This window comes from Desulforegulaceae bacterium (assembly GCA_034006035.1).
In the GTDB taxonomy this organism is placed as follows: domain Bacteria; phylum Desulfobacterota; class Desulfobacteria; order Desulfobacterales; family JACKCP01; genus JACKCP01.
In genome coordinates this window covers 50,535-57,016 of record JAVETN010000015.1, presented here as the reverse complement: position 1 = coordinate 57,016, position 6,482 = coordinate 50,535, and the positions used below count along the sequence as shown (strand labels likewise).

The window sequence follows — 6,482 nt, the reverse complement described above, 5'->3', positions numbered from 1 at the left end:
TTTTATGGCATCTGTGAGTAATCTGCCATATGTGACCAGGTAAGAAGTGTCTATTTGTTCTTGGCATTGGGACTCGTTTTTATTCATATCTTATTTCATATGTAAAAAATGATGTTTAAGAACAAAATTAAGGCTTTTTTAAAGTTGTTTTATAATTGTTTTGGGGTGTTATTGAGGTCCGACCCCATAATCTCTCCCATAATCTCTATCAAAAATCTCTCGTATAGCCATATTAAGCTCTTCAATTTTAAAAGGCTTTAAAAGTTTTTTTCTTATTCCTGTGTTTTCTAAGGATTTTTTTGGAATTGCTTCAGAATATCCTGTGCATATTATTGCAGGGATATCAGGTCTTATTGAGTGTATTTTTTCGCAGAGTTTAATTCCTGTCATCACAGGCATTGTCATATCAGTAATAATAATATCAAAGTTTTCTGGGTTTTCAGTAAAAAGGTTAAGAGCTTCCACAGGACTTTGAACACAGGTAACTTTATATCCTGATTCTTCAAGCAGCTCTTTCATCAGGTCTGCAATTATTTCTTCATCATCAACAAAAAGAATTTTTTCAAAGCCTTTTAAATCAAATAGAACGCTTTTTTCCCTGTCAGAAATTGATTTTTCCCGGACAAGGGGAAGATAAATTTCAAAACAGGTTCCCTTGTTTATTGCACTTGAAAAATTAAAATATCCCTTGTGGTTTTCTATAATTCCTTGAACCACTGAAAGACCAAGACCTGTGCCTTCCCCGGTTTTTTTTGTTGTAAAATAAGAGTCGAAAATTTTTGAGGTGAGATCTTCAGAAATTCCCTGTCCAGTGTCTTTTACTGTCAGTTTTAAATAATCTCCGGGTTTTATTTCTCCAAGAGAAGTTTTAAATACATTGTTATTGTTAATAATAGATTTTTCAATCCCAATGGTAAGGGTTCCGCCCTTGTCTTTCATTGAATGGGCTGAGTTTGCACATAAATTCATTATAACTTGATGAATTTGTGTTGAGTTTCCTTTTATCAGAGCAGAGTTTAGTTTTATATCCTGGACCATTTCAATTGAGGCTGGAATAGAAGATCTTAAAAGCTTTAAAGCTTCTTTTATCACAGGGATGGGATTTATTTCTTTTTTGTTTGTTTCTGAGTTTTTTGTAAAAGACAAAATCTGGCTTACAAGATTTGCAGCCCTTTCTCCAGCTTTTAAAATTCCGTCAAGATACAAAGGAATTGAATCTGGGTCTTTTTTGAATTTGAGTTTTGCTATGTCTGCATATCCTGTTATTCCTGCCAGAATATTGTTGAAATCATGGGCAATTCCACCGGCTAGGGTGCCTATTGCTTCCATTTTCTGAGAGTGGAACAATTTTAATTCAAGTTGTTTTTTGTCAGTAATATCTCTCATTGATGCTATTATTTTTTCAGGGTCGCCGTTTTTATCATTTACAATAATTGCATTTATTGATGAATCTGCAAAAGTATTGAATTTTGTTTTGCATTTTGCTTCAAAATTGGAAACTTTTCCGTATTTGTAAAGATTTTTCATGAGATTTTTTTGATCAATGTGAGAAATATAATTTTTCCCTACTTTTTTCCCAATAAGCTCTTCCCTTGTGTATCCCGCAATTTCTTCCACTGAAGGGCTTACTTCAAGAATTGTTCCATCTATTGAAGCTTCAAGATAAAGGTCTCTGTTATTTTCAAATATTTGTTTGTATCTTTGTTCGTTTTTTTCAAGTTTGGACTGAATTGTTTTTCTTTGTTCAATTTCTTTTTTCAGGTTTTCTGTAAGTTTTACACTTTCAGCAAACATTATTGCATTATCTATTGATATTGCTGCCTGGGGGAGAAGATATTTGAGTGTTTTAAGCCTTTCACCTGAAAAAACTTTTGTGGCAAGATTGTTCTCAAGATAAAGAACTCCAATGGTTTTGTCTTTATATTCCAAGGGAGTGCAAAGAACAGAGCCTGTGTTGTTTTTTCTAAGCCATTGGTCGTCGGTAAATTTTTTTGCCTGGGAAAGGTCGTCTATAATTACGTCTTCGCTTGTATGGATCACGTATCTGACTATAGATTCTGCAATTTCGTCTGATTCTTCAATGGTTTTTGATTGGAGAACCCTTACTTTTTTTGAGTCTGAGTATGCTTCAATATTAAGAGATTCTCCTTTTTTTAAGATAAGAAATCCTCTTTGGGCTCCTGCATTTTCTATAATTATTCTCATTAGTTTTTTAAGAAGTCTGGCAAAATTGACTTCACTTGACATCACCCTTGATGTTTTGGCAAAAGATTCCATGTCAAGTGCTGAGAAAAAATCAGAATCAAAATCTGTTTTGCTGGAAGTAAGAGTTTTTAAAAGTTCTTTTTTGCTTTGTTTTGACAAAAGCTGAGGCTGGCTTTTTTCAAGGCTTTTAACTTTTGTTATTGCCCCCCATGATTCATATGCTTCAAGGGCATCTTCCATATATGGCCTTGATAATTTGTTTTTGTTAAGTCCTACCCAAAAATTTGCACAAAGCTCATTTGCAAGAGCTTCTATTTGAAAAAAACCTTGTTCAGAGGCAGTTTGAACAGCTTTATCATAATATTTAAAAGCTTTTTCATTTTCTTTTTCAAGTCTGTTAATTTCTGCTTCAACCAGATAATACCTTGAAAGATGGTTTTGGGGAGCTGTTTTTGATTTATATTTTAGATCTTTTGCTGAGTTTTTCATTAAGGTAATGGTATTGTTTTTTTCTTCTTCATTCATTTTATTATAAACAGAAGCACTTATAATGGCTTTTAGAAAAAGAAACTCAGTGTCTGAAAAATATCCGGTTGTAGGCTTCCAATCTTTTTCGGCTTTGGAAATTGATTTAAAAGCATCTTTATTTTTTCCTTTGATGAAAAAAACTAAAGCATTTAAAAGGGAAGTAAGGAAGATTCCTGGCATGCTTTGTTTTTTAGGTGTTTTTTCATTAGATTCACTAAAAGAAAAAGGGTCTTTTGAAAAACTCCCGTCATTTTCCGGATCTTTTCTTAAACTTGCCACAGCCAGTTTAAAAGGGGTTATTACATCAATTGCTATTGTGTTTCCTGTTTTTATGCAGAAATTAAGAGCTTCTGGAATTTCTTGTTCAAGAAGATCAAGTTTATATCCCCTGAAAAATCTGTTTAATATCCTGGAAAACAAAAGAATTCCTGAATATTGAAATTCACCGGATTCAAGCCCTACCTTAAATCCTTTTTCAATTTGGTTTTCAGTGTTTTTAAGATGATCAACTTTATGGATAAGAAATGCTGAAAGAGAAAGTCTGGACTGGCATTCAGTTTTTTTGTTTTTAAATTTTTTACTAAGGTTTAACCCTAAAACTCCCAGTTCATAAGCGGTTTGAAAATCTTTGGTATTTCCAGAATAAATATTGGCAAAACTGGCATATCCTTTTGCCGATTCAGGAGAGTGACCATAAAGAAGTGAAAAGTTAACCATTTTTGCAAGAAAGAAAGGGTAGAGCTCTGGTTTGGAAAAATATGAAGTTGCCTGAAGTCTTATTAAAATTTTCATGGCAGTTTTAATTTTTAAATCTTTTGTTTCTGGATTTTTTACAAGGTCTTTTATATCAATGTTTTTTAACTGGTTAATTGCCTTATTAACTTCTTTGGATGTTTCAGATTCAATATTGTCCATGGTAAAGCTGATATCAAGAAGCTCAAGGGCTTTTTTGCCAGCCATAAGAGCTTCAAAGTATTTTCCTTGCATGGTAAATATCAAAATTAAAAGCTCATAGGTTCTGCCTTTTTCAATTGGATTTGTTTGATAATTAAAAAGTGTTTCCAAAATTTGCTTTGATTCATCAAGGTTTCCGCAAAGATATTTGGTTTCTGCAAGCTCTTTTAAAATTATTTTATAAAAATCATCTTTGTTGTTTTCTAAAATCAATTGCTTGCTTAGTTCAAAATATTTAAGAGCTCTTTGATAGGCTCCTGAGCTTTTAGCTTTTTTACCGGAAATAAAATTAAGATGTGTTAAAAACAAAAGGTCTTCTTTGGAAGAAATTAATTGTTTTCCTAAATTGATTTGGTCTGTAATTTCAAAAAGATTTTCTTCAAAAGAAAATTTGCTGGCTATTTCAAATAATTTCATCCCAATAAAGAGGTGTAAATAAGTTTTTTCTTCAGGTTCTATCATTTTATATACTGCTTCACGCAGGCTATTGTGCTGGAAAATATAATCGGGTTTAAGGTTTTTTTCATCTGAATTGATTGAAACTGAATTTTCATTGGGGTTGTTTCTTTGGGTGGGAATCAGTATTCCTTGTTTTATCAGTTCAAAAAGGTAAATATCAAATTCTTTGTCTTTAATTTCAGCCAGGGAAAAAAGTTGTTTATGGCTTATTCTGCTTCCTGTACAGGCTGCTTTTTTCAAAATCAAAAAGGATTGTTTTGGAAGTTTTTCTATTCTTTCAATGAGAAGTTTTAAAACACTTTCTGTAATATTTTCTGATTTTATTTTTTCTAAATCCCAATCCCATTTTTTTCTTTTTGAATCAAAAAAAACAAGGCCTTTTCTATGCAAAGACAGGAGAAATTCTTTTATGATAAATGGATTAGCCCCGGTTTTTTTGTAAACAAGTTCACAAAGTTTGTATGCTTCTGAATTTCCAGTGGCAAGGGTGTCTGTGACAATATCAAGGGTGCTTTCAAATGACAAAGGACCAAGTTCAATTGTGTTTATGTGAAAAGATGAGTTTTTTAATTCATTAATAAAAACTGAAACAGGGCAGGAATTTATTGGTTTGCTTTTTTTCCAACCTCCTATAAAAAGAAAGTTTTTCATTTCTTCTCCAGTGAAAAGAAACTTTAAAATCCCAAGAGAAGCTGGATCTGCCCATTGAAGATCATCAAGAAAAAGAACAAGTTTTCTTTGCTTATCAGTAAAAACCTTAAGAAATCTTTTAAATGTATAATTAAACCTGTTTCTTGTTTCCAAAAGGCCTGAATCTGAAGCATCTTTTTGAGGCCCTATTATAAGCTTAAGTTTGGGAAAAATCTCGGTAAGCACTTTTCCGTTTTTATCTACAGCTTTTAAAATTTCATTTTTAAAATTTGCAATTGTTTCTTCAGATTCACCAAGAATTTTTGAAATCAGGCTTTCAAAAGCTTCAACAATTGCCTTATAAGGCTGGTTTTGTGAAAACTCTTCATATCTTCCTGAAATAAAATAACAGCCCGGTTCAGAGATTTGTTTGTGAAGTTCGTTTGCAAGGGCGGTTTTTCCTGTTCCTGAGTTTCCTTCTATAATTGTAATTTCATTTGTTTTTTCCTTGATTTTCAAAAAAGATTTTACAAGAGAATCAAGTTCTTTTTTTCTTCCATAAATTTTTTCAGGAATCATAAAGTTTTTGGAAAAATCAAATCTGCCAAGCTCAAAAGTTTTGTTTTTTCTATCTGAATCAAATATTTCCTCTGATTTTTTAATATCAAAAAGAATTCCTTCTATGCTCTGGTATCTGTCTTCAGGGTTTTTAGACATCAGCTTGGTTATGATCTCTGAAATGGAAATTGGAATTTTTTTGTTCATAAGGTAAAGAGGGTGGGGCTTTTTTGCAAGGTGTGAATGAACCATTGCAATTGGAGAGCTTTCTGAAAAGGGGGGTTTTCCTGAAAGAAGAAAACAAAATGTTGCTCCAAGGGAATAATAATCAGTTCTATAATCAAGGGTTCTATTCATTCTGCCTGTTTGTTCAGGAGAAATAAAAGCTAAGGTTCCTTCAAAAGAATTTGGATTGATGGGCTCTGGATGTTCATTGGCAAGCATGGTTGAGATCCCAAAATCATTAAGTTTTAATTCTTTTGTTTTTTCATTTAATAAAATATTGGAAGGATTTATATCTTTGTGGATAACTCCTTTTTTGTGAATATAGTCAATTGATTCAAGACATTTTTTTGCAATTTGATAAAAATTTTTAAGATTGAGGGGTTTGTCTTTTACTATGGTGTCAAGTCCGGTCCCATTAAAATCTTCTATGGCGATAAAAGGTCTGTGGTGGAAAAATTCAAATTTATATCCTTTTACAATAAATTCTGACTCCAGGTGTTTTCTTATTTCAAAATCTTGTTCTAGTTTTTGTGTCAGTACTGGAGTAACTGAATTGTTGTTTAAAACTTTTATAATTACAGGGATTTTTCTTAAAGTGTCAAAACCCCTTATAACCTTGGATACCTGGCTTTTATAAATTAACTTATTTAGTTTGTACTCAGATATGATCAGTTCTGAATTTTCCTTGTCTTTTGATTTGACTATAAAAGTTTTAGATTGGTTATTTTTTTCAAGTTTCAAAATTGTCTCCAAAGTAAAAGGCAGATTATCAGTTTAAGAGTATTGGACAATTGTTTTATGATCTTGTGGTATTAAACCAGGCTGATATTTTACCTTATTTTTATAGTTATTTCCATCTTCTTGTTTTAATTAGCCTGGCTTTTGGTGAATTTCTCGCTTATTCTAAGTATATTTTTTTAAAT

1 protein-coding gene is annotated in these 6,482 nt (G+C 31.8%); it reads right to left on the bottom strand.

Features of this window, described 5'->3' with window-relative positions:
* Positions 1–168: 168 nt before the first annotated feature.
* On the bottom strand, positions 169–6,300 hold the full coding sequence (locus tag RBR53_10625; protein MDY0133107.1) for an AAA family ATPase: 6,132 nt from the start codon (positions 6,298–6,300) through the stop codon (positions 169–171).
* Positions 6,301–6,482 lie beyond the last annotated feature (182 nt).